The sequence below is a fragment of the Ligilactobacillus saerimneri DSM 16049 genome, assembly GCF_000423265.1.
Lineage (GTDB): Bacteria > Bacillota > Bacilli > Lactobacillales > Lactobacillaceae > Ligilactobacillus > Ligilactobacillus saerimneri.
Map to the genome: position 1 here is coordinate 37,579 of NZ_AUHQ01000003.1, position 21,939 is coordinate 59,517.

General features: G+C 44.6%; 22 protein-coding genes and 2 pseudogenes. 21 read left to right on the forward strand and 3 right to left on the reverse strand.

The features are described 5' to 3' along the window. Positions 1-2: 2 nt before the first annotated feature. Positions 3-1,208 (reverse strand): annotated as a pseudogene (locus G541_RS09160) (metal-dependent hydrolase family protein). 267 nt (positions 1,209-1,475) lie between these two features. Between G541_RS09160 and G541_RS0101830 the strand changes: the two are divergent. The 16 genes and pseudogenes from G541_RS0101830 (at position 1,476) to fabI (ending at position 14,499) form a co-directional block, all read left to right on the forward strand. Further along, complete coding sequence (locus tag G541_RS0101830) at positions 1,476-2,510, forward strand: branched-chain amino acid aminotransferase (RefSeq protein WP_009551378.1); 1,035 nt, start codon at positions 1,476-1,478, stop codon at positions 2,508-2,510. Between the two features lie 471 nt (positions 2,511-2,981). Next, the gene (locus G541_RS09165) at positions 2,982-3,353 is read left to right on the forward strand and encodes a hypothetical protein (protein ID WP_051174525.1); all 372 of its coding nucleotides are present in this window, start codon (positions 2,982-2,984) and stop codon (positions 3,351-3,353) included. 187 nt (positions 3,354-3,540) lie between these two features. Continuing rightward, a pseudogene (locus G541_RS09170) lies at positions 3,541-4,038 on the forward strand (glycosyltransferase family 2 protein); the annotation flags it as partial. Positions 4,039-4,660: 622 nt separating this feature from the next. Beyond that, positions 4,661-5,107, forward strand: coding sequence for a 3-hydroxyacyl-ACP dehydratase FabZ (gene fabZ, locus G541_RS0101845; protein WP_027826295.1), 447 nt, complete (start codon positions 4,661-4,663; stop codon positions 5,105-5,107). A gap of 74 nt (positions 5,108-5,181) precedes the next feature. Further along, positions 5,182-5,622: a MarR family winged helix-turn-helix transcriptional regulator gene (locus G541_RS0101850; RefSeq protein WP_027826296.1), complete on the forward strand. Its 441-nt coding sequence runs from the start codon at positions 5,182-5,184 to the stop codon at positions 5,620-5,622. Positions 5,623-5,639: 17 nt separating this feature from the next. Next, positions 5,640-6,614 (forward strand): beta-ketoacyl-ACP synthase III, encoded by a 975-nt coding sequence (locus G541_RS0101855; protein ID WP_027826297.1) that lies wholly within the window; start codon positions 5,640-5,642, stop codon positions 6,612-6,614. A 20-nt stretch (positions 6,615-6,634) separates the two neighbouring features. Beyond that, a complete protein-coding gene (locus tag G541_RS0101860; RefSeq protein WP_009551366.1) occupies positions 6,635-6,877 on the forward strand; it encodes an acyl carrier protein in 243 nt (80 codons plus the stop codon). Positions 6,878-6,894: 17 nt separating this feature from the next. After that, positions 6,895-7,839: an ACP S-malonyltransferase gene (locus tag G541_RS0101865; protein WP_027826298.1), complete on the forward strand. Its 945-nt coding sequence runs from the start codon at positions 6,895-6,897 to the stop codon at positions 7,837-7,839. 1 nt (position 7,840) lies between these two features. Next, positions 7,841-8,572 carry a 3-oxoacyl-[acyl-carrier-protein] reductase gene (gene fabG, locus G541_RS0101870; protein ID WP_027826299.1) on the forward strand — a complete coding sequence of 244 codons (732 nt, stop codon included), beginning with the start codon at positions 7,841-7,843 and terminating at the stop codon, positions 8,570-8,572. Positions 8,573-8,582: 10 nt separating this feature from the next. Continuing rightward, on the forward strand, positions 8,583-9,815 hold the full coding sequence (fabF, locus tag G541_RS0101875) for a beta-ketoacyl-ACP synthase II (RefSeq protein ID WP_027826300.1): 1,233 nt from the start codon (positions 8,583-8,585) through the stop codon (positions 9,813-9,815). A 2-nt stretch (positions 9,816-9,817) separates the two neighbouring features. Further along, positions 9,818-10,270 (forward strand): acetyl-CoA carboxylase biotin carboxyl carrier protein, encoded by a 453-nt coding sequence (gene accB, locus G541_RS0101880; RefSeq protein ID WP_009551359.1) that lies wholly within the window; start codon positions 9,818-9,820, stop codon positions 10,268-10,270. A 3-nt stretch (positions 10,271-10,273) separates the two neighbouring features. Beyond that, complete coding sequence (fabZ, locus tag G541_RS0101885; RefSeq protein WP_009551357.1) at positions 10,274-10,699, forward strand: 3-hydroxyacyl-ACP dehydratase FabZ; 426 nt, start codon at positions 10,274-10,276, stop codon at positions 10,697-10,699. 13 nt (positions 10,700-10,712) lie between these two features. Further along, on the forward strand, positions 10,713-12,092 hold the full coding sequence (accC, locus tag G541_RS0101890) for an acetyl-CoA carboxylase biotin carboxylase subunit (RefSeq protein ID WP_027826301.1): 1,380 nt from the start codon (positions 10,713-10,715) through the stop codon (positions 12,090-12,092). After that, entirely contained in the window at positions 12,079-12,936 is an 858-nt protein-coding gene (locus tag G541_RS0101895; protein WP_027826302.1) for an acetyl-CoA carboxylase carboxyltransferase subunit beta, read from the forward strand. Before accC ends, G541_RS0101895 begins: the two co-directional genes overlap by 14 nt. Further along, positions 12,929-13,729 (forward strand): acetyl-CoA carboxylase carboxyltransferase subunit alpha, encoded by an 801-nt coding sequence (accA, locus tag G541_RS0101900; protein WP_027826303.1) that lies wholly within the window; start codon positions 12,929-12,931, stop codon positions 13,727-13,729. The genes G541_RS0101895 and accA overlap by 8 nt, the downstream gene beginning before the upstream one ends. 11 nt (positions 13,730-13,740) lie before the next feature. Continuing rightward, positions 13,741-14,499 carry an enoyl-ACP reductase FabI gene (gene fabI / locus G541_RS0101905; RefSeq protein ID WP_027826304.1) on the forward strand — a complete coding sequence of 253 codons (759 nt, stop codon included), beginning with the start codon at positions 13,741-13,743 and terminating at the stop codon, positions 14,497-14,499. A gap of 84 nt (positions 14,500-14,583) precedes the next feature. Here fabI and G541_RS0101910 read toward each other — a convergent pair whose 3' ends face one another. Beyond that, positions 14,584-16,506 carry a M13 family metallopeptidase gene (locus G541_RS0101910; protein ID WP_027826305.1) on the reverse strand — a complete coding sequence of 641 codons (1,923 nt, stop codon included), beginning with the start codon at positions 16,504-16,506 and terminating at the stop codon, positions 14,584-14,586. A gap of 179 nt (positions 16,507-16,685) precedes the next feature. Between G541_RS0101910 and G541_RS0101915 the strand changes: the two genes are divergently transcribed. The 5 genes from G541_RS0101915 to G541_RS0101935 all read left to right on the forward strand — a co-directional run bounded on the left by G541_RS0101915 (position 16,686) and on the right by G541_RS0101935 (position 20,624). Next, positions 16,686-17,099 carry a MerR family transcriptional regulator gene (locus tag G541_RS0101915; RefSeq protein ID WP_027826306.1) on the forward strand — a complete coding sequence of 138 codons (414 nt, stop codon included), beginning with the start codon at positions 16,686-16,688 and terminating at the stop codon, positions 17,097-17,099. Continuing rightward, positions 17,096-17,632 (forward strand): NAD(P)H-dependent oxidoreductase, encoded by a 537-nt coding sequence (locus tag G541_RS0101920; protein WP_027826307.1) that lies wholly within the window; start codon positions 17,096-17,098, stop codon positions 17,630-17,632. Before G541_RS0101915 ends, G541_RS0101920 begins: the two co-directional genes overlap by 4 nt. A 13-nt stretch (positions 17,633-17,645) precedes the next feature. Further along, a complete protein-coding gene (locus G541_RS0101925) occupies positions 17,646-18,650 on the forward strand; it encodes an aldo/keto reductase (protein WP_027826308.1) in 1,005 nt (334 codons plus the stop codon). Positions 18,651-18,668: 18 nt separating this feature from the next. Then, positions 18,669-19,706, forward strand: coding sequence for a zinc-binding dehydrogenase (locus G541_RS0101930; RefSeq protein WP_027826309.1), 1,038 nt, complete (start codon positions 18,669-18,671; stop codon positions 19,704-19,706). Positions 19,707-20,234: 528 nt separating this feature from the next. Further along, complete coding sequence (locus G541_RS0101935) at positions 20,235-20,624, forward strand: hypothetical protein (RefSeq protein ID WP_027826310.1); 390 nt, start codon at positions 20,235-20,237, stop codon at positions 20,622-20,624. An 840-nt stretch (positions 20,625-21,464) separates the two neighbouring features. On the opposite strand, the gene G541_RS09930 is transcribed toward G541_RS0101935, so the two are convergent. Further along, positions 21,465-21,845, reverse strand: a complete 381-nt coding sequence (locus G541_RS09930) for a hypothetical protein (protein ID WP_051174526.1) — start codon at positions 21,843-21,845, stop codon at positions 21,465-21,467. Between the last annotated feature and the right edge of the window lie 94 nt (positions 21,846-21,939).

Sequence of the window (21,939 nt, forward strand, 5' to 3'; positions counted from 1 at the left end):
ATTTAGAACATTCGTTGGCCTTTTTTGTAAACTTGCTTGTCCTTTTGTTGGACGGCTTTGACGTCAGCTAATGGATCAGCATCTAGAACTAAGAAATCAGCAAATTTCCCTGGTTCGAGTGTGCCGTAATCAGTCTCAATGCCGAGTAGTTCGGATGAGAACTTTCCGGCCGCTTGGAGGGCTTGGAAATTAGTGGCACCATTTTCTACTAGTAGCTGTAATTCATAGGGAGCTTCTTCAAAGCGGTTAAAAGGCGTCCCGGCATCAGTCCCAAAAGCGATTTTGACCCCGGCTCGAATGGCTTTGCCGATGTTTTCGAAGTAATCGTTAATAAAGGCTTTAGCCTTGTCCAACATGTATTGAGGTAACTTACCTTCGCCATATTCAGGAATAGTCCAAGCAGCAATTAATGTAGTTACTAGGAAAGTACCTTGTTCTTTCATAGCGGCAATGTCCTCATCACTCAGGTAAGAACCATGTTCGATTGAATCAACCCCAGCGAGGATAGCGTTGTGAATACCAGCTCGGCCTTCAGCGTGGGCAGCCACAGTCATATGCTTAGAATGGGCTTCGGCAACAGCCATCTTCAGTTCTTCTAGTGAGAGTTCGGTATCATCAACTTGGTCAGTAGCTGACATGATTCCGCCCGTAGCCATAACTTTGATGTTTTGAGCACCGAGCTTGAATGCCTGGCGGACGGTCTTGCGGACTTCGTCAGGTGAATCGGTTAAGTAGCCCCAGGTAGTGCAACCGTCGTGTCCTTCAGTAAAATCACCGTGACCACCAGTCATTGAAAGAGGACGCCCGGAAGGCATAATTTCTGGCATTTTGAAATCAAAAACCCGCCCTTCGCGATAAAAGTTTGCCAATTGGATATCGACATTAAATGCGCAGCCACAGTCGCGGACATAAGTTTGCCCACTCTTAAGGAGTAATTCGAGATTATGTAGTGCTTGCACGGTTGCTTCAGCTTCAGTTAAGTATTCTGTTTTATTAGTGATGGGATTCATCATAATGTGCGTATGGGCATTAATCAGACCAGGCATCACAAACTTGCCTTGAAGATCGGTACGATCGGCGACATCTGGATATTTTCCCGTCCCTTGGTTGCTAATCCGGCCAGCTTCGTTGACCACAAATCAAGCGTTTTCAGTTAAAGTAGCGGTTGTTCCGTCAAACATATTGCAATTAAAAAATAGTTTATCCATAGGCACATCTCCTTTTTAACCTGAAACTCATTATCAACTAATTACAAATTAATCATTTTTTAATAAAATGGTTAACAATAATTTAGCACTATTGAAAATATTTGCAACCCCTGAAAACGCATTAATTTAAAAGTTAGGACATGTAGTATATAAATAGGTGAAATTTTGTTTGCCAGAAATAGAGTTGCATTCGGTAGTTAAAATGGGCTGTTATTTCTCAAAAAATTTAGTATAGTAAACATAACGAAGCATTAGGAGGACTTAACTATGACAGCAAAAGCGCCTGTGACGACAATTGATTGGGAAAATCTAGGCTTTGACTATATGGACTTGCCATATCGGTACCGTGCCTATTGGAAAGACGGTGAATGGTACAAGCAAGGATTAGAAGAAGATGCTAACCTGGTGATCAACGAAGGATCTCCAGCTTTACACTACGGACAACAAGCTTTTGAAGGCTTGAAAGCTTATAGAACTAAGGATAATCATGTGCAGTTATTTCGGCCTGACCGCAATGCCAAGCGCCTTCAGGACAGTTGTGACCGCCTCCTGATGCCTCATGTACCGGTAGAAATGTTTATTGATGCCTGCAAGGAAGTAGTGCAGGCCAATGAAGAATTCGTTCCACCTTATGGAACTGGGGGGACACTGTATTTACGGCCAATGATGATTGGGGTCGGTGAAAACATCGGGGTCCATGCTGCTAAGGAATACATCTTTAGTATCTTTGCGATGCCAGTTGGAAACTACTTCAAGGGTGGTATGGTACCAACTAAGTTCTTGGTTTCAGAATATGACCGGGCTGCTCACCGGGGAACTGGAGCTAGCAAGGTTGGGGGCAACTATGCAGCTAGCCTCTTGCCAGGGAGTAAGGCCCACGCTGCTGGTTTCTCCGACTGCATCTACTTGGATCCGGTTAACCATGAAAAGATTGAAGAAGTCGGTTCCGCAAACTTCTTTGGTATTACCAAGGACGGAAAGTTTGTGACTCCAAAGTCACCATCAATCTTGCCATCAGTGACAAAGTACTCCCTCCTTTACTTGGCGGAACATAATTTTGGGATGGAAGTAGAACAAGGTGACATTTACATCAATGATTTGGATCGTTTTGCTGAAGCAGGTGCTTGCGGAACGGCAGCGGTTATTTCACCAATCGCTGGGTTCCAAGTGGGTGATACTTATCATGAATTTTACTCGGAAACAGAAGTGGGCCCAGTGACGAAGAAGCTTTATGAAGAGTTGACGGGGATTCAGTTTGGTGACCGGCCAGCGCCAGAAGGCTGGATTGTGCGGGTGGACTAAAGAAGTGTGAACGAACCCGATTAACTCCCGTGCGTGCCCTAGTGCATGAAGTCGCGGTGATGCGCAAGCATCACAAGAGTTTATGACTAGGGATAGGGAGTTGGGTGAGGAGCACGTTAAAGAAGTGTGAACCAGTTCGGGTAAAAGGCGTAGAAGTGTGAACATCCTCGATTAGATCCCGTGCGCTAGCACATAAACTCGTAGCAATGTTGAACATTGCAAGAGATCAAAGCTAGAGATAGGGATCTGAGAATGTGAATATGTTAATAAAGACACCATCCAACCAACAATAAGCAATAACTAGTTACGTAATTCATTTTCAAAAATTAGAGCTATTGAATTCAAAACAGCAAGGTGAACATCTTTTGCCTTGCTGTTTTCGTATGTTAAAGAGTATTTGAAATTAAATATATAGTAATGTTATGATAACTTATTGCTAAAAAACGAGAGGAATTAGAAAGAGAGGGAAACATGGGAAATAATAAAAATAACGAGCAGAAAAACTTCAAGGACGACTTCTATGCCCGTGGTCACTGGGGGCTTAAAATCTGGCAAACCGTAGTAACCCTAGTTTGTTGGTTACTTTTTATTATTCCAGGTGTGATTACAGGGATGACTTATGTTGCTCACCTCACTCGGGGGCGCTATGGCTGGTTCTTTTGGCATTATCCAGAAGGGATGATGACCATTGCGTTCTTGCTGACGGTACTAGCATTTGCCTGTGGAATGATCGCTGTTTTTTGTTTAGCCAGTGCTTTTATCCCAAAAGGGCGAGAATACTGCCACTTCTATAAGCGGCAGATGGATTACCTTTTGAAATACTTCATGTTTCTTTTTTGGTAAAATAAAGACATAATTCTAAGGAAAATGAGGTTTAAAAACTCCAGCTTAAACAAAAAAGGTATGGAACGTACCTTAGTAAAATAGCCTAAACCTCTACTGTTTAAAATACGTTTTAAATAGCAAGTTATGGGTGTTCCTAGAATCCCCAACTTCAAACCGTTATTAGGATAAGTTGGGGTAGTTCAATACAATAATGGTGCCAGCACATAACGAAGAAGTGGTCTTACAGTCAACCCTAGAATATTTGTTAAATGAGCTCAGTTATTCTAATTATAAAGTTTTAGTAATTGATGATGGGAGTACAGATCAGACACCGACTATTTTAGCGAAGTTGCAGGAACGATACCCGAATCTGAGAGTAGTTCGGATCGAAGCTAATAAAGGCAAGGCGCATGCTTTTAACGTAGGGATGTTTTTTGCTAAGGGTAAGTATATCTTGAGTAACGATGCAGACACATTGCCGAAACGGGACGCACTGCGCAAATATATGCGCTACTTTGAGAGTCCTGCCGGGGTCAACTATGCAGCGATTACCGCTAATATGGATGTCTATAACCAGACCACTTTGTGGGGGAAGTCACAAACGGTAGAATTTTCGAGTATTGTAGGAATTATCAAACGGAGCCAAACGGCTGTCAGTAATACGATGTATGCGTATAGTGGGGCAAATACGATGTACTGTCGCTTACTTCCCTTTTTAGAGAATATTACCCATGTAAAATTTGTTGCCAATGCCTTCAACAAGTCAGCTACGCACTGGATTGAAGTGACTTTAGGCGAATGGCAGCTAGCAACTCAAAAAGCTCAGGTAGGGATGATCTTGGGTAAGATTGAGCGTCTCTACCAAGAACAACTGGCAGACCAGTTACATATTCCTTACCGGCAGGGATATCTGTACGCTCGTCCGGAAAAAATTGAGCGTGAAGATCACTAATATTAGGGCAAGTTTCCTAGGAAAAACCTATGGAACTTGCTCTTTTTTAAATATATAAATATATAACTTTGATAATCAAATTAATTTTAAAAAGCACCTCGAATAATAAGGTGCTTTTATTTTGCAGTAAAAAATTAATTTGAGAAATATAATAGCCACAAACAAAAAGAAAGTAGTTTGCAATAAATGTTGGTATGACAGCGTTTTTTGGTGATGAATATGCTGTTTATCAGTGATGGGAGAACAGTAGAAATCAAATTTATGAATGCGACATTTTTATTTATTTGTGTTGACAGATTTATTTTGATGTAATATTATTTGCCTATCGAATATTTTGATGTTCGAAATAAATTAAATAAGTGAGGTGCCAAGTGTGCGAGTAATGGATGCCCAAGAGATTATGGCTCTAATCCCCAATCGCTATCCGATTTGCTACATCGATTATGTAGATGTGCTCGAACCGGGAACACGAATCGTTGCAACCAAGAACGTGACGATCAATGAGGGTTATTTTGCCGGTCATTTTCCAGGTAACCCAGTGATGCCAGGTGTTTTGATCATCGAAACACTAGCACAAGCAGCTTCGATTTTGATTTTGAAATCTCCGGAGTTTCTGGGAAAGACAGCTTACTTGGGTTCAGTTAAAAATGCGCGTTTTCGGCAGATGGTCCGCCCAGGTGATGTCTTGAAACTAGAAGTCAAGATGGTGAAAAAGCGCGCTAACATGGGCATAGTCACAACCGTAGCATCGATTGCAGGTCAGCCGGCTTGTACGGCAGAATTGATGTTTGTGGTAGAGGAACGAACGGAAAAAATCTAAGGAAGTAAACTTAATTCTTGTTATAATTTTGATGTTCAAACTATTCGATTAACTAGGATAAGGCGGTAGATAGAATGGATGAAAGAAATAAAGCTATCAATGACTCACTAGTAAGAATTTACGGCGACATCATGTGGATTGAAGAAAATGAATTGCGCAAGAGTAAGTTTAACGACCTGACTATGCGCGAAATGCATGCAATTCACGCAATTTCAATGTACGACCATAAGTCGACTTCTGAAGTTGCCAAAGAACTGCACTTAACACCGGGAACGCTGACTTCGATGGCTGACCGCTTGGTGCGGAAAGGTTATGTTATCCGGTTACGGTCTGAGGATGACCGGCGGGTAATTCGCCTCGGTTTAACCAAGAAGGGCCGGGTTGTTTACCGGGCCCATGAAGCATTTCACAATATGATGGTAAAAAGTTTTCTCAAAGATCTGGATGCCACAGAAATTAAGACAATTGAAAAAGCGCTGTGGAATTTGGAACAGTTCTTACGAGAACACTCTTAATTTCGAGGGGAGAAAGTTTGGAAAAAGTTAAAATCATACAAACTGCTCATTACGTCCCAGAGATGGTAGTGACTAATGATGATTTGAGTTCTATGATGGCTACTTCTGATGAATGGATTAGCAAACGAACCGGAATCAAACGTCGCCACATCAGTCTGTCAGCCAATACTTCAGACCTGTGTACCAAAGTAGCGCAAGAGTTACTCTGTGCCAGCGGATGGCAAGCATCAGAATTGGATTTGATTATCGTGGCTACGATGTCGCCTGATGCCTATACTCCAGCTACGGCAGCCATCGTACAAGGAAACATTAACGCTGCTAATGCCTTTGCTTTTGACCTAGGGGCTGCCTGCTCTGGTTTTGCTTATGCTTTTGATGTTGCAAGTCAGTTTATCACAAGTGGCCGGGCCCAGAAGGTAATGGTTTTGGGTGGTGAAGTTTTGTCCAAGCTAGTTGACTGGGAGGACCGGACAACTGCAGTATTATTTGGCGATGGCGCCGGGGGTGTTTTGTTAGCTCCTAGTACCGATCAAGCTGCGGTATTGGCGTCAGACCTGAGAACTTTTGGACAGGAAGCTGCCAAGCTGAGTGCAGGGGTTAACCCACCGTTAGCAGCTTGGGGCGGGGTTAATCCTAGGACCATTTCAGCTTTTGCAATGGATGGACATGCAGTTTACAATTTTGCTACGCGGGAAGTGCCTGCGTCTTTGCGCCGGGCATGTCACCAGGCAGGGATAACTGTAGACAAAGTGGATCATTTCATTTTGCACCAGGCCAACGAACGGATCATTAAGGTCATTGCCAAACGGTTACAGTTACCAAGGGAACGCTTTGCGGTCAATATCAGTGAATATGGTAATACCTCTGCTGCTAGCGAACCGATCTTATTGGATGAATTAGTTAAGCAAAAACAAATTAAACGGGGGCAAATCATTGCGCTGAGTGGTTTTGGTGGTGGTTTGACCGTTGGAACCCAAATTATTAGATATTAGTTTAAAGGAGATAAATTGTTATGACTGAAACAGAAATTTTTGACAAAGTAAAAGAAATTGTTGTGGAACAACTTGATGTAGATGAAGCTAAGGTAACATTGTCTGCTGATATTAAGGATGACTTGGCAGCTGATTCTTTGGATGTTTTTGAAATCATGAATGAATTAGAAGATGATTTGGACATCAAGCTAGAAGCTGACGAAAATGTTAAGACAATCCAAGATGTTGTGAACTATGTCAAAAAGGAACTAGACGCTAAATAAGCTAGGAAGTGGCCTGAATGGAAAAGTTAATTTTATTATTTTCTGGACAAGGGGCACAGTATAGCGGAATGGGCCTGGACTTGTATCAAAATGATCCATTATTCAAGGAGAAAATTGATCAAGCCAGTCAGGCTAGTGGGTTAGATCTGGTTAAGATCTTGGCTAACAAAGACGGACAACTGGATAAAACTGCCTATGTACAACCGGCACTAGTTGCCGTTAGCCTAGGAATTTATGCGATGTTGAAGCGAGATTATACCTTAGACATTGCAGGAATGGTCGGTTTGTCGCTAGGCGAATATGGTGCTTTGATGGCAAGTGGTGCCTTGGATGAGCGCGAAGGCATGCGCCTTTTACGTGCTCGGGGGGAATATATGCAAACGGACGCGGACGCGAATGTCAGTATGCTGGCTGCGGTATTGGGTCCAGATATCCCGCAGGTTGAAGCTATTTGTCAGCAAGTAAATCAGGCAGAGAACCCCGTAGCGGTGGCTAACTACAACTCACCAAAACAGGTAGTGATCGGGGGCAGTCCAGCAGCCGTGACACAGACAATTGAAAAATTACAGACAGCTGGTGCGGCGAAAAAAGTGGTGCCGTTGCAAGTAAGCGGGGCGTTTCATACCCCGCTTTTTAAAAACAGTAGTAGTCAATTAGAGCGGCGCTTACAGACAGTTGGATTCACTGAACCCCAAGTGCCGGTTATCAGCAATACTACGGGCCAGCCCTTTACTAAGGACAACGTAGCAACGATTCTAAGCCGTCAAGTGTGTGTGCCCACTCATTTTGCAGACTGTATCAAATATTTATTAGCAAAGTGTGAAGTAACCGGCGTCTTGGAAATTGGCCCGGGAGTAACGCTGAGTAAATTCGTTAAACAAATTGACCGTAACCTGGCCCGCTATCACATTGAAGATTTGGCTACTTACCAGGCTTACGGTGCACAAGTACGAGGTAATTAAAGTGGATTTGAAAGAAAAAGTTGTGTTCATTTCTGGATCATCACGGGGGATCGGCAAGGCAATTGCCTGTGCGTTTGCCCAAGCTGGTTGTCACGTGATTTTGAACGCTCGCAAAGCAGTTGACCCAGAAGTGGTTGAACAGATCGAAGCCTATGGTGGCAAGGTAGCTGTGGTCTTGGGAGATGTTTCACAAGCCCAAGATGTTCAGCGAATGGTTAAAGAAGCGCTAGCAGCCTTTGGCAAGGTTGATATCTTGGTCAATAACGCCGGCATTACTAACGATAAGTTGGCGATTGGGATGAAACCAGATGACTTTACCAAAGTTATTGACGTGAATCTGACTGGGACTTTCATGCTGAGTCAGGCGTTTTTAAAAAAGATGTACAAGCAAAAAGCTGGTGTCATCATCAATATGGCTAGTGTGATCGGTCTGCACGGCAATGTTGGGCAAGCTAACTATGCAGCCAGCAAGGCGGGAGTTATTGGCTTAACCAAAAGCATTGCTAAGGAGGGGGCACTACGCAATATCAGGGTCAACGCAATTGCACCAGGAATGATTGCAAGTGATATGACCGCTGTTTTAAGTGACAAAGTCAAAGCCAATATTATGCAGGAGATTCCTCTCCACCGTTTTGGCAATGCTCAAGAAATTGCCCAAACTGCTCTTTTCTTAGCCGCAAATGACTACATCACAGGGCAGGTAATAACAGTTGATGGCGGGATGACAATCTAGGAGTGATTAGATGACAAGAGTAGTAATTACAGGGATGGGGACGGTTAGTCCAATCGGCAATGATACCCCAACATTTATTGCCAATCTCCTGGCTGGCAAGTTAGGAATCGACAAGATCAAAAAGTTTGATGCCAGTGCAACGGGGATCAGTGTTGCAGGGGAAGTGAAGGATTTTGATCCACAGCTAAGACTAAGCAAAAAAGCTGCTAAACGCATGGACCTGTATTCGCAATATGCAGTTTATACAGCGTTGGAAGCATTAGAGCAAGCAGGTATTTATGCTGAAAACACTGACCCATATGAAATGGGGGTCATTATTGGTTCAGGAATTGGAGGGTTAACTACCATCCAGGAACAAGTGATCAAGATGCATGAAAAAGGACCCCAACGAGTATCCCCACTGTTTGTTCCGACCGCGATTGCCAATATGGCCGCTGGGAACGTGGCGATTGCAGCCAATGCTAAGAATATCTGTACGGCGGTTGTTACTGCTTGTGCATCAGCAACCAATGCGATTGGAGAGGCATACCGCCAGATTAAAGAAGGGCGGGCCCAGGTTATGCTGACCGGGGGTGCTGAAGCTTCGGTCAATGAAATCGGAATCGCTGGGTTTGCGGCTTTGACTGCTCTTTCAACGCAAGCAGATCCGCAGTTAGCTTCCCTGCCGTTTGACAGCAAGCGCTCGGGCTTTGTTTTAGGCGAAGGAGCAGCTACCCTTGTCTTGGAAAGCCTAGAACACGCACAAAAGCGGGGAGCTAAAATTCTCGGAGAAATTGTTGGCTATGGTGCCACTTGTGATGCTTATCACATCACTGCTCCTGATCCATCTGGCGAAGGGGCAGCACGGGCAATGCAGGCGGCTCTAGATGAGGCCGGGATTAAACCAGACCAAGTCGGTTATATCAACGCTCACGGGACCGCAACCCATGCCAATGATGAAGGAGAAGCCAAAGCGATAAACCGTGTATTTGGCGCTGATAGTCAGGTTTGGGTAAGTTCGACCAAGTCAATGACTGGCCACTTGTTGGGGGCAGCTGGTGCGATCGAGGCAGTAGCAACGGTGGCCGCATTGCAGCTAGGGCAACTCCCGGCCAATATTGGTCTGACCCAGCAGGATGAAAAATGTCAAATTAATGTGGTAACGCAAAATGCCCTGCCGGTGCCAATTGAATACGCATTGAGCAACTCACTTGGCTTTGGTGGGCACAATGCAGTTATTGCATTTAAAAAGTGGAGTGATTAAGAGTGGACTTTAAAGAAATAAAAGAACTGATGGCAGAATTCAATTCCTCGCCGATGCGGGAATTAGAAATTGAAACTGAGGGTTTTCATATTCATCTCAGTAAAAATGAAAATACATTTAAGCCCCTTCCAGCAGCAACGAATACTAAGGCTGGAAGAACACCGGTGCCAGCTAACAATGCCACAGATGATACGAAACAAGAAACAATCCCAGATGAAACCTACATTACAGCCCCGATGGTGGGGAGTATCTATTTGCAGCCAGAACCAGATAAACCAGCTTATGTGGAAGTAGGTTCCCGGGTGCATAAGGGCGATGTGGTCTGCATCATTGAAGCGATGAAAATGATGACGGAAATCAAGGCAGATGTTGATGGTGTAGTTACCAAAGTTCTGGTTGCCAACGAAGAACTAGTAGAATTTGGACAACAACTCTTTGAGATTCAGGAAGGTTAAAAAATGGTTTTAGACGTAACAGAAATTCAAAAAATTATTCCGCACCGGTACCCGATGCTTTTGATCGACCGGGTAGAAGAACTGGAAGTCGGGAAAAGAGCAGTGGCCATTCGCAATGTAACGGCTCATGAACAGGTCTTTAATGGCCATTTTCCTGGTAACCCGGTTCTTCCCGGTGTCTTGATTGTGGAAGCAATGGCTCAAACAGGAGCAGTGGCCCTGTTATCCATGGATGAATTCAAGGGTAAGACGGCTTATTTTGGAGGAATTAAACAAGCAAAGTTTAGAAAGGTTGTTCGGCCTGGAGATACCTTACGGATCGAAGTAACATTGGAAAAAATTCGCAACAATGTTGGTCTGGGCAAGGCTATCGCCATGGTTGCTGGACAAAAGGCATGTACGGCCGAACTAACCTTCATGATTGGTTAGATAGGTGGTAGAAATGTTTGCGAAAGTTTTAGTTGCTAATCGGGGCGAGATTGCAGTCCGAATTATTCGCTCCTTGAAAGAGTTAGGCATCAAGTCAGTGGCGATTTATTCGACAGCTGACCGGGAAAGCCTTCATGTGCAGTTAGCTGATGAAGCAGTCTGTGTGGGAACAGCCCGACCACAGGATTCATATTTGAATATGCAAAATATCTTGGCAGCAGCCGTAGGGACGGGGGCAGAAGCGATCCACCCCGGTTTTGGTTTCTTGTCGGAGAACAGTCGCTTTGTGGAAATGTGTGAAGCTTGTGGTGTGACATTTATTGGACCCAAGTCCCAAACGATTGATTTGATGGGGAATAAGGCTAATGCTCGGATGCAAATGCAAGCTAATGATGTGCCGGTTATTCCTGGTAGCGAGGGCTTTATTGCTGATGTGCAGGAAGCCCAAACAGTTGCTCAAAAAGTAGGTTTTCCAGTCCTCTTAAAGGCGGCCGCTGGTGGCGGAGGAAAAGGAATTCGGCGGGTAAACAATGCCCAAGAGTTAGGCCAGGCTTTTGAAGAAGCCCGGCGCGAAGCTCAAAATGCCTTTGGGGATAACCGGATGTATCTGGAAAAGATTATGGAAAATGTTAAACACATTGAAGTGCAGATTTTCCGCGATCAGGCGGGACATACTGTTTATTTTCCTGAACGGGACTGCTCGGTTCAGCGTAGCAAGCAAAAAATGATCGAGGAGAGTCCATGTTCAATCATTACGCCTGCCCAAAGACAAGAACTCGGGCAAATTGCGTTGCGGGCAGCCAATGCCATTGATTATCTAAATACCGGAACGATTGAATTTTTAATGGATCAGGACCATCATTTTTACTTCATGGAGATGAATACCCGGATCCAAGTAGAACATACCGTGACCGAAATGGTGACGGGGATTGACTTGGTAGAAGCCCAGCTGAAAGTTGCAGCTGGGGAAATGTTGCCTTTTAGCCAGGATGATATCAAGGCCAACGGGTATGCGATTGAGTGTCGGATCAATGCTGAAGATCCAGCGCACAACTTCTTGCCATCTGTGGGCAAGGTTAAGTATCTATATTTCCCAGTTGGTAACTTGGGAATGCGGATTGATTCCGACCTGTATTCGGGGGTCGAGATTCCGCCGTATTATGATTCGATGATTGCTAAAGTAATCGCCTTGGGACATGATCGGCGCGAAGCGATTGAAAAGGTCAAACGTTTGTTGAATGAAATGGTCATTATGGGGATCACAACTAACCAAGCGATTCATTTGGATATTCTTCAGACCAAGACGTTTTTGCATGACCAGGTAACAACTGACTATCTGGAAAAGAAATTTTTACCACAGTGGAAAGAAGGGGTAGCTAGTGCAACTGTTTGATGAGCTCAAGACACTGGGACATAAGCATATTAAGGCAGACAAGGAAGCCCAAAATAAAGTGCCGACTGGTCTGTGGATCTCTTGTCCCAAGTGCCACCAATCTTTTTATCATAAAGATCTCGGTCCTTACCGTGACTGTCCTTCCTGCCAGTATGGCTTTCGGATCAGTGCTCGGGAACGGCTGGCCTGGCTAGTCGATAATTTCCATGAAATGGATGCAGATTTGCAAACCCAAGATCCCTTGGATTTCCCTGGTTATCAAGCTAAGTTGGCCAAGGCACAAACGGCAACTCAGCTCAATGATTCTGTTTTGACGGGAATTGCGCAGATTGGGCAGGCAAAATTTGCCCTGGGAATTATGGATCCAAAGTTCATTATGGGTTCACTGGGGACAATTGCAGGTGAGAAGATTACCCGCTTGTTTGAAACAGCTACCCAAAAGAAGTTAGCAGTGGTTTTGTTTACAGCTTCTGGTGGGGCGCGGATGCAGGAAGGAATTTTCTCTTTGATGCAAATGGCTAAAGTTTCACAAGCAGTCAAGCACCATGCTAATGCAGGATTGTTTTATTTGACCGTTCTGACTGACCCAACAACGGGTGGGGTAACAGCTAGCTTTGCTATGCAGGGGGATATCATTGTGGCCGAACCCCACGCCCTAGTAGGGTTTGCTGGTAAAAGAGTGATTGAGCAAACGATCCACCAACGCGTGCCAGAAGATTTACAGGCTGCTGAAACGGTACTCAAAGAAGGATTTGTGGACGCAATTGTTCCGCGGGCACAGCAGAAGGCTACAATTGCTTTCTTATTGGCCACAAATCAGAAAAGGAGGGTGGCTCATGGTTAGTCTATTTGAACATAAGCCACGAGAACAACGAACTGCAGCCGCAGTCGTCAAAGCGGCTCGGGCGGAACAAAAAGTAACGGCCCCAGAGCTGATCAAGGGCCTGTTTAAAGAGTTTCATGAGCTCCATGGGGACCGCAGTGGGGCGGATGACCCTGCGATCATTGGCGGAATTGGCTTTTTAAACGATATAGCGGTAACCGTGATTGCCATTGATAAAGGAAAAACACCTGCGGAACGGATTGCCAAACACTTTGGTGGTCCCACTCCCAACGGCTATCGGAAAGCATTACGCTTGATGAAGCAGGCGGAAAAATTTGGGCGACCAGTAATAACGCTCATCAATACTGCAGGCGCCTATCCGGGCCCAACAGCCGAAGAAGGTGGCCAAGGGCAAGCCATTGCTCAGAACTTGTTAGCGATGAGCGACCTTAAAGTGCCGGTCATTGCGCTTATCTTTGGTGAAGGGGGCAGCGGTGGAGCCCTGGCATTAGCAGTCGCTAATAAAGTATATATGCTGGAAAACAGTATGTACACAGTCCTATCCCCGGAAGGGTTTGCCACGATTTTGTGGAAAGATAGTAGTCGGGCTGCCGAAGCTGCTGAAGTGATGCAGGTAACACCGCAGGCACTATTGCAGCAGGGAGTTATTGAAGGAATTGTTGCGGAACCAAACTCCCACCGTAAAGTAATCAAGAATATTAAGCGTGTCCTAGTTGAGGAGCTAGCATCACTTCAGAGGTTAACTCCACATGAGCTGGTAGCTCGCCGGCATGCGCGCTTCAGAAAATTTTAAGGAGGAGCAACATGGGTGATCTATTAACTGGTAAAAAAATCGTAGTTATGGGGGCGGCTAACAAGCGGTCGATCGCGTGGGGCTGCGCTCAGATGATGATGGAGCAAGGCGCTCAGCTAATTTTTACCTATCAGAACGATCGTTTAAAGAAAAGTTTACATAAGTTGGTAGCAGACGAAGAAGCATTGGTTGAATGTGACGTTGCAGCGGATGAAAGCATACAGACTGCGTTTGCGACAATCAAGGAGCGCTTTGGTAAGGTAGACGGGATTGTTCATGCTATTGCCTTTGCGCCCAAGGAGGCTTTGGGCGGTGCGATCATGGATGCAAAACGCCAGGACTTCGCAATTGCACAAGACATTTCAGCATACTCTTTGGTAGCTGTTGCCAAGTATGGGCAAGCAATTCTGAACAATCCAGGTAGCATTGTAACTTTGACTTACTTTGGCTCGGAACGAGCTATACCGAACTACAATGTCATGGGGGTTGCTAAGGCAGCGCTGGAAGCAAATGTTCGCTACTTAGCGCGCGACATGGCAAAGTATGGCGTGCGGGTCAATGCGATCTCAGCTGGAGCAGTCAAGACTTTGGCGGTGACAGGAATCAAGGGCCACGCTGAACTATTAGAAATGTCAGCCGCACGGACTGTTGATGGTCAGTCTGTCACAACAAAAGAAATTGGTGGGGCATGTGCCTTTCTAATGTCGGACTTAGCAACCGGAGTAGTTGGGGATACGATTTATGTAGATAAAGGCGTTCACTTAATCTAATAGAATACAAAAATGGCAAACCTCCTGGTACTTATACCATGGTTTGCCATTTTTTATTAGTGAATAATTTGCGTTAGGTTCAAGTTACCAGATGTTTACCCGTTCGCTTGCAGGTAAGTACATCCCGTCGCCTGGTTGAACATTGAATGGTTGGTAGAAATCATCCAGGTTTTTAACTTGAATATTAGCCCGAAGCTCGTGTGGAGAGTGGACATCGATTGCCAGTAAGAGTTTTTGCCGTTCAAGAGAGGACTTCATGCACCAGATCCGCGCCCAGTTGATGAAGAAGGCCCGCAGGTCAGCAGAGCCGTCTTCTTTAGCGGCTTGCAAAGCACAACTTAGACCACCAGCATCAGCGATATTTTCAGAAACTACCAATTTACCGTTAACCTTGCCGGCAGGAGTAGTGAGCCCGTCAAACTGCTTAATCATCTTTTCGGCCAGTTCTTGGAAGTGTTTGAGGTCCGCATCAGTCCACCAGTTGTTCATATTCCCGTATTCGTCAAACTTCGCCCCGTTGTTATCAAAGGCATGGGAGATTTCATGGGCGATAACGGCCCCAATTCCCCCATAGTTAGCACTGGCCGGTTGGTCCAAACTATAAAATGGTGCCTGGAGAATAGCAGCGGGAAAGACGATGATGTTGAACGATGGGTTGTAGTAGGCATTAACCATGTGTGCTGGCATTCCCCACCGGGTCCGATCGACAGGTTTGGTTAAACGTCCGTAGTGGTCTTTGAGGATGATCTTAGTAAACTCGTGATCATTATCCAGAAGCGAAGCAGATTCATCGACACTGAACTTAGTGTAGAGCGAGTCTAGCTCATCCGGATAACCCACGTTGATTCCCAGAGTATTGAGCTTAACAACGGCTTGTTTACGGGTGGCAGCACTCAGCCAGTCGTTATTTTCTAACCGTTGCTTGTAGACAGCGACCATCTTTTCAACCATGTGGTGGACGTCAGCTTTGGCTTGAGGGCCAAAATATTTGTGGCCATAGTAGAGCCCAACAACTTGGTCAAACTGGTTAGTTGCCAGGTAATAGGCCGCTTTTTGCGGTTTTTTTGCTTCCTTTGATCCTGATAGAGCCCGACCATATTCACCACTGGTAACCCGCATTTCATCAGTTAAGTAAGGTGCCATAGCAATCAGCATCTTGACCACGATCCAACTTTGAATTTGAGCGAAAGTAGCGGGTGTTACTAGTTGGTTTAAGGCAGCATAATAGTTAGGTTCGGTGACGATTACTTGGTCAACCGTGGTTCCAACTAAGCGTTGCGCATAAGCTACTAGATCAATGGCACTGCTGGTTTGTGCAAATTCTGCTGGAGTATATTTGTTATACATCTTAGTATAGTCAGCCCGCTCAGTAGAGTCTTTTTCATGGGGTGCCAGAGCAGCATCAAAAGCCAACGCCCGCTGGAGGTGGTCCTCAGCGAAGTCAGCGCTATAACCGGCCAAGGAGAACAACTTACGAACCATATTTTGATAAATTGCCAGCAATTGGTCTGCCTGATCCTTTTTTTCGTCTGTGTAGTAGGTTTTGTCCGGTAAGATCAAGTGAGGAGCTTCGGCATAGAGGGCATAGTGGGCAGTGTCCTTCATATCAGGGTCAACTGACATTGGGAATGGTGTGGGGTAGCCACTCATGGTCAACTCTGGTAAGGCTTCCTGCCAATCTTGGAGGTCTTTAAGATCCAAAATGCGGTCCAGGAACTTTTGTGCTGGTGCAAAACCAAGGGCTTCCCGTTCATCAAAGTTGGCTGCTTTACGGTAGTACTTGATGAATTCTTGTAAATAAGGATCATCCGGGATATCCTTGCCATCGAGCATGGCTTGGAAATCGGCCATCAAGGTCTTTTCGATGTTGTCAGCCAAATCAGCAAAGCCCCCAGTAGTTGGCTTGTCTGCTGGAATGACAGCATGTTGGAGCCATTCACCATTAACGGCCTGATAGAGGTCATCTTTGAGCAATGCTTCATTGATTGGATATTGTTTATTTGTCATTCAGGTCATCCTTTCATGTGTAGTCAATGAGTTGTTATTTATATTTTAGCCCAAATATTATTGATTTCACAGAATTAGCCCTGAACGCAAAAAGTTCAATTTTTGAAAAATATTGTTTGACTTGGAGCTCACTCCAAGTAATATGATGAATTTAGAAATTATAGCTGGAGGGAGATAAGATGGCAGATTTGACGATTTCCGCAGTGGCAGAAAAGTTTCACGTGAAACCAGATACCCTGCGTTATTATGAGCGCATTGGCTTGTTGCCACCTGTACCCCGGCGGACTAACGGGAACCGTTATTATCCGCCGAGTATTCAAGAATGGTTAGAAATGGTTTTGTGTTTTCGGGCGTCAGGGATGGCGATTGAACCGCTGATTGAATATTGTAGTTTATTGCAACAGGGCGATGAAACCGCCCCCGCCCGGGAAAAGATTTTGCAGGAGCAGCTAGCAGTGTTATTAACCCAGCGTGAACAATTGGACAAATCGATTCACCGGCTAGAAGGCAAGGTTGCCCGCTATGAAAGAGGGGAAGTTAAAGTAGGGGCTGATTGGCTCCACTTTGCAGAAAAAAAGGATGGTAGAAAATGAAGACAGTTGTTTTAGTATTTCACCCAGATTTAAATACATCCCGGGTTAACCGTGCTTTGGCAGCAGGCTTGCCGGCAGAGATCGAGGTGCGGGACATGTACCAATTGTATCCAGATTTTAAAATTGATGTTGCCCAGGAACAAGCAGTCTTGGCGGATGCAGACCGAATCGTGCTTCAGTTCCCAATGTATTGGTATAGTTCGCCAGCTTTGCTCAAGCAATGGGAAGATGATGTCTTGGAATATGGTTGGGCCTACGGGTCAAAAGGCGATGCACTCCATGGCAAGGAGTTGGTAATTGCGGTTTCACCAGGAGCAGATAATTATGACCGGGATAAGTTTGCCAAGTACCATGTCACAGAATTGCTTCGGCCTTTCCAGGCAACAAGCCGCCTGATTGGGATGAAGTTTGTTAAACCCTTTATCACAGTGGGGGCTTCGACGATTGGTAAGGAACAACTGGAACAACAAGTCCAGGCCTATGCAACCTACCTAACCCAGGCGACGTTACCAGTGCTGGGTGATTTTGAATAGCAGGTGATTAGTTATGGATTATGTACAATTAGGAAAAACAGACATTATGGTTTCACCGGTATGTGTGGGGGCGATGAGCTTCGGACAGCCGGGAACGATGCATGACTGGACCTTGGACCAGGGACAGACCACCAAAATGGTGAACGCAGCCTTGGAATTAGGAATTAACTTCTTTGACACTGCTAATTCATATTCACGGGGAACAAGCGAAGAATATCTAGGTAAAGCCTTAAAAGTTAATACTCAACGGGATCGAGTAGTGATCGCTTCTAAGGTGTATTTCAATCCTGGACGTCTCTCTTACCAAGCAATCATGCGGGAAATTGATGGAACTTTGTTACGGTTGGGGACGGATTACTTGGACCTGTATATTATTCACCGTTTTGACTATGACACTCCGATCGAAGAAACCATGGAAGCCCTCAATGATGTAGTCAAACTGGGTAAGGTGCGGGCCCTCGGGGCGTCGGCAATGTTTGCGGACCAGTTTGCTCAGATGCAACAAGTTGCTGCTGACCATGGTTGGGCCCAATTCCAAGCAATGGAAAATCATTATAACTTGCTCTATCGTGAAGATGAAGCAGAGTTGATTCCTTATTGTCTGCAAAATCAGGTGTCTTTAATTCCGTATAGTCCGCTAGCGGCTGGGCATTTAACGCGCCCAACCTGGGAGGCAACCACGTTGCGGAGCCGGACTGACCGCGTGGCTCGGGGCAAATATGATGACGCCAAAGAAAATGATTTACAAATTATTGGTCGGGTCCATGATCTAGCGCAAAAATACGGGGTGTCGATGGCGCAAATTGCCTTAGCATGGCAGTGGGCTAAGGGGGTAACAGCCCCAATCGTTGGCGGAACCAAAACTCGAAATTACCGTGATGCCGTAGCAGCAACGAATGTTCACTTAACAGCGCCTGATATTGCGTACCTAGAAGAACCTTACCAGCCACATCGGATTGTGGGGCCATTGACGGCTAATCCGCCTCAGGGAACAATGTTGATTGATGAAAAGAAGTAAAGAAAGGATGGATTGAATATGAAGAAAGCTATTTTTGAAAAAGCGGGAAAGATGAGTGTTGTGGAAGCGCCGATGCCAACTATTGAAAAAGATGATGATGTTATCATCAAGGTCGTTCGGACCTGTGTTTGTGGGTCAGACCTCTGGGCATACTCAGCTGGGGATGCTAAAGAAGCTCACTCAGAAAACACTGGTCACGAAGCCATCGGGATCGTTGAAGAAGTGGGAGCGGCTATTACTACGGTTAAGAAGGGTGACTTTGTGATTGCACCTTTTACCCATGGTTGTGGGCATTGTCCAGCTTGTTTAGCGGGATTTGATGGTGTATGTCAAGACCACAGTGATAACTTTACTAATGGCAATCAAGCTGAGTATATTCGGTTCCAGCATGGACAGTGGGCGCTGGTGAAAGTACCCGGACAGCCGGAAGATTATTCCGAAGGGATGCTCAAGTCTTTGTTAACTTTGGCTGATGTTATGGCAACAGGGTACCACGCTGCTGTCACGGCCCATGTTGGTGCGGGCGATAAAGTGGTCGTTGTTGGCGATGGAGCAGTAGGCCAATGCGCTGTTATTGCTGCTAAGATGCTGGGTGCTTCCCAAATTATCATCATGAGCCGGCACGCAGATCGGCAAAAGATGGCCCTGGATTTTGGGGCTACGGACTTTGTAGCTGAACGGGGCCAAGAAGGCATTCAAAAAGTGGTGGAATTAACGGGTGGTACTGGTGCCAACGCAGTTCTGGAATGTGTTGGGGCCCAGGCTTCAACTGACCAAGCCTTTGGGGTAGTACGCCCTGGTGGGCGAATTGGTCGGGTGGGCTTGCCCCATGGCGAAAAGATGGATCCAGCTGCTACCTTCTATCGGAATATTACTTTGGCTGGTGGCCCAGCCTCAGTGACGACATACGACAAGGAAGTCTTACTTAAGGCTGTGCTGGATGGAGCGATTGAACCGGGGAAGGTCTTTACTCAAGAGTATACTTTAGATGAAATCAATGCTGCTTACCAGGATATGGCTGACCGGAAGACCATCAAGGCTTATGTTAAGATTTAATGCGCTTTTACTGGTGTTTGTAATTGTAGAAAGCCTATTAAATCAAGGTTTATATTATTTGCTCGACACTGAAAAACAATAGTTTAAAAATAAATTGCAACCAAGTTGCAACCAAATTTAACCGGCTATCAATACGACTGTTTAAAAGTACCGTCTTAATAGGCGGTTTTTTTATTGTCTGAGATATAAAAAATACCAGCCCCATAATAAAGAGCTGGTATAAAAAGAACTGATTAATTTAATTATATCATCAGGCGGGATCATCAATGCTGAAATTTAGCTAAAAAACGACTGTTGCAAATACTGTTGCATCCGTCCTTGTTTATAGGGCTATTTATAAGACTTATTTAAATCAGATTGCATATAACGCCAATAGAGGAACTATGAGCCGTTTTAAGTCATCTATGTATAATTAGACATAAAATGAATTCAAACGATACCTTGACCCATTATATTAAGCCGTTTTTAAGATAGAGCATTATTTTTCTTTTATAATGGTGGTAGTAGTTTCTCTAGGAGGATGATGCCATGCTAGCCATTGATGAAAAGGCAACGATTAAGAACGCCCGCAATTTTTTTAGGAACGATCTGGAAAAATACCAGGCGCTCTCTCTTTCAAGATATACCATTCAGTCAGGGATGCCGGCGGTTGTTGCCGTCTCTGGTGGTTTATTGGATCAAGCAGAAAGAACGCAAATAACCGGGGTTGATGCCGTTGCTACCGTTGACCAAGTACGGGATGCCATGGATAAGATGCAAGCAGATAATAGAAAGCTCCTAGAACTAAAATATTTCAGTCGCCTAAGCATCCTGGATCTTTGCGAACGCTTGGGCTATGGTCATTCAACAGTAGCAACCAAACTCAACCAGGCGCTATTAGAATTTGGCTTGATCTTTGGCTTGGCTGTCTTTAAATAGGAGGTGTTGCCGTTAGGTTGTCTGCTGTTCGTATTGGGCGGGTTCGGTCTGTTCATCCTTACTTGGTAAGTTAGGTTTTTTTCCTGGTCGTTCTGAGCGACCTGTTTTTTATTTGCTGTTAGTGGGTCAATTTGATTGACCGAGATAGTATATATAATCCTATATGCCAAAAGTTTTTAATGCTGAGGCTAGGGGATGTCCTGAACATCCTGGAAACAGGTTATTTCAAATCACCCGTTTTATATATCCGCAATTACTGAAAATAAGCCATTTATGCAAAAAATAAGCCCTAGCTGGTAAAGCTGGGGCTTTCTGCATTATTGCATAATCATTTTCTGTATTTTAGTATAGCACATCACATAAAAGCCTGTTTTTGTGAATTGCTACGCCTTGACATTACAACCTGATAAAACCTGACATAAAACACCGCCAATACGGCAATATTTGGCAATTAGCAAGGTCTAAAAAAGCCCCTAAATGTCCAATATTGTCCAATTTTTTCTAGCAAATTCTAGCATTTAATGTCAGCAAAAGTCAGCATTTTAAGTAGTTATGGGCTGGTGTCGCGATTTGCGACATTGAATAGCCCCCGCGCGTATAGTAAGCAGACGAAGCCAAAAATGGTTTGGTTAAAAATATGTGAATAGTTCCCGTATTCCAGGTAGCAAAAAAACCCGCTGTCCATTTAATGGATAGCGAGCCAAAAAAGAAAGTTATCAGATAAGAATTTTTTTACTACGTAAGCAATTATATCATATCGAATGCCCCGCCTACGCCCTTTTATAGTCGGCAAAAACTGAATAAAAATAACCCTAGCTGATTAGCTAAGGTTACTTGCTGTTAATACTTATCTGGAAACTTCTCTTTTAACTCTCCTATCAAGTCTCTATTTAATTTTTTGCCTAGGATTTTGAGCCCCGCTTCACTGATGCATACTCTACCATCAAGCACTTTAAAATATTTGTCTGGTAGCAAGCTAAAAATAGGATACTTTGCTTTAAACTCTGCTACTGGCTGAGGCTCTTTATTAATCGTCATTCTAACAGATATTAACCCCTCTTTAATTGCTCTTGCTGTTGGTTCGCCGTCTTGGTCAATGATTCCCTCTTGTAAGAGCATAGATGCTATGTCCTGGATGCTGGTATTAAAGCCATCATTTTTAGCCATCTTATAAGCTGATACAACCAAACTACTATTTATAATTTTATTCCAATCAATCATCTTGTATCATCCTCCTATATAGAGCGTGTTAATAATTCAACTAGCCTAAATAAACACGCTATATAACTAAGTTAGTTAGGAAACTAACCAAAAA

Bases quoted from the DNA above. Each gene is read 5' to 3' on its own strand.
- G541_RS0101830 (WP_009551378.1), top strand. From the start codon at position 1,476: ATGACAGCAAAAGCGCCTGTGACGACAATTGATTGGGAAAATCTAGGC.
- G541_RS09165 (WP_051174525.1), top strand. From the start codon at position 2,982: ATGGGAAATAATAAAAATAACGAGCAGAAAAACTTCAAGGACGACTTC.
- G541_RS0101850 (WP_027826296.1), top strand. From the start codon at position 5,182: ATGGATGAAAGAAATAAAGCTATCAATGACTCACTAGTAAGAATTTAC.
- G541_RS0101860 (WP_009551366.1), top strand. From the start codon at position 6,635: ATGACTGAAACAGAAATTTTTGACAAAGTAAAAGAAATTGTTGTGGAA.
- G541_RS0101865 (WP_027826298.1), top strand. From the start codon at position 6,895: ATGGAAAAGTTAATTTTATTATTTTCTGGACAAGGGGCACAGTATAGC.
- fabF (WP_027826300.1), top strand. From the start codon at position 8,583: ATGACAAGAGTAGTAATTACAGGGATGGGGACGGTTAGTCCAATCGGC.
- fabZ (WP_009551357.1), top strand. From the start codon at position 10,274: ATGGTTTTAGACGTAACAGAAATTCAAAAAATTATTCCGCACCGGTAC.
- accC (WP_027826301.1), top strand. From the start codon at position 10,713: ATGTTTGCGAAAGTTTTAGTTGCTAATCGGGGCGAGATTGCAGTCCGA.
- accA (WP_027826303.1), top strand. From the start codon at position 12,929: ATGGTTAGTCTATTTGAACATAAGCCACGAGAACAACGAACTGCAGCC.
- fabI (WP_027826304.1), top strand. From the start codon at position 13,741: ATGGGTGATCTATTAACTGGTAAAAAAATCGTAGTTATGGGGGCGGCT.
- G541_RS0101910 (WP_027826305.1), bottom strand. From the start codon at position 16,506: ATGACAAATAAACAATATCCAATCAATGAAGCATTGCTCAAAGATGAC.
- G541_RS0101915 (WP_027826306.1), top strand. From the start codon at position 16,686: ATGGCAGATTTGACGATTTCCGCAGTGGCAGAAAAGTTTCACGTGAAA.
- G541_RS0101920 (WP_027826307.1), top strand. From the start codon at position 17,096: ATGAAGACAGTTGTTTTAGTATTTCACCCAGATTTAAATACATCCCGG.
- G541_RS0101925 (WP_027826308.1), top strand. From the start codon at position 17,646: ATGGATTATGTACAATTAGGAAAAACAGACATTATGGTTTCACCGGTA.
- G541_RS0101930 (WP_027826309.1), top strand. From the start codon at position 18,669: ATGAAGAAAGCTATTTTTGAAAAAGCGGGAAAGATGAGTGTTGTGGAA.
- G541_RS0101935 (WP_027826310.1), top strand. From the start codon at position 20,235: ATGCTAGCCATTGATGAAAAGGCAACGATTAAGAACGCCCGCAATTTT.
- G541_RS09930 (WP_051174526.1), bottom strand. From the start codon at position 21,845: ATGATTGATTGGAATAAAATTATAAATAGTAGTTTGGTTGTATCAGCT.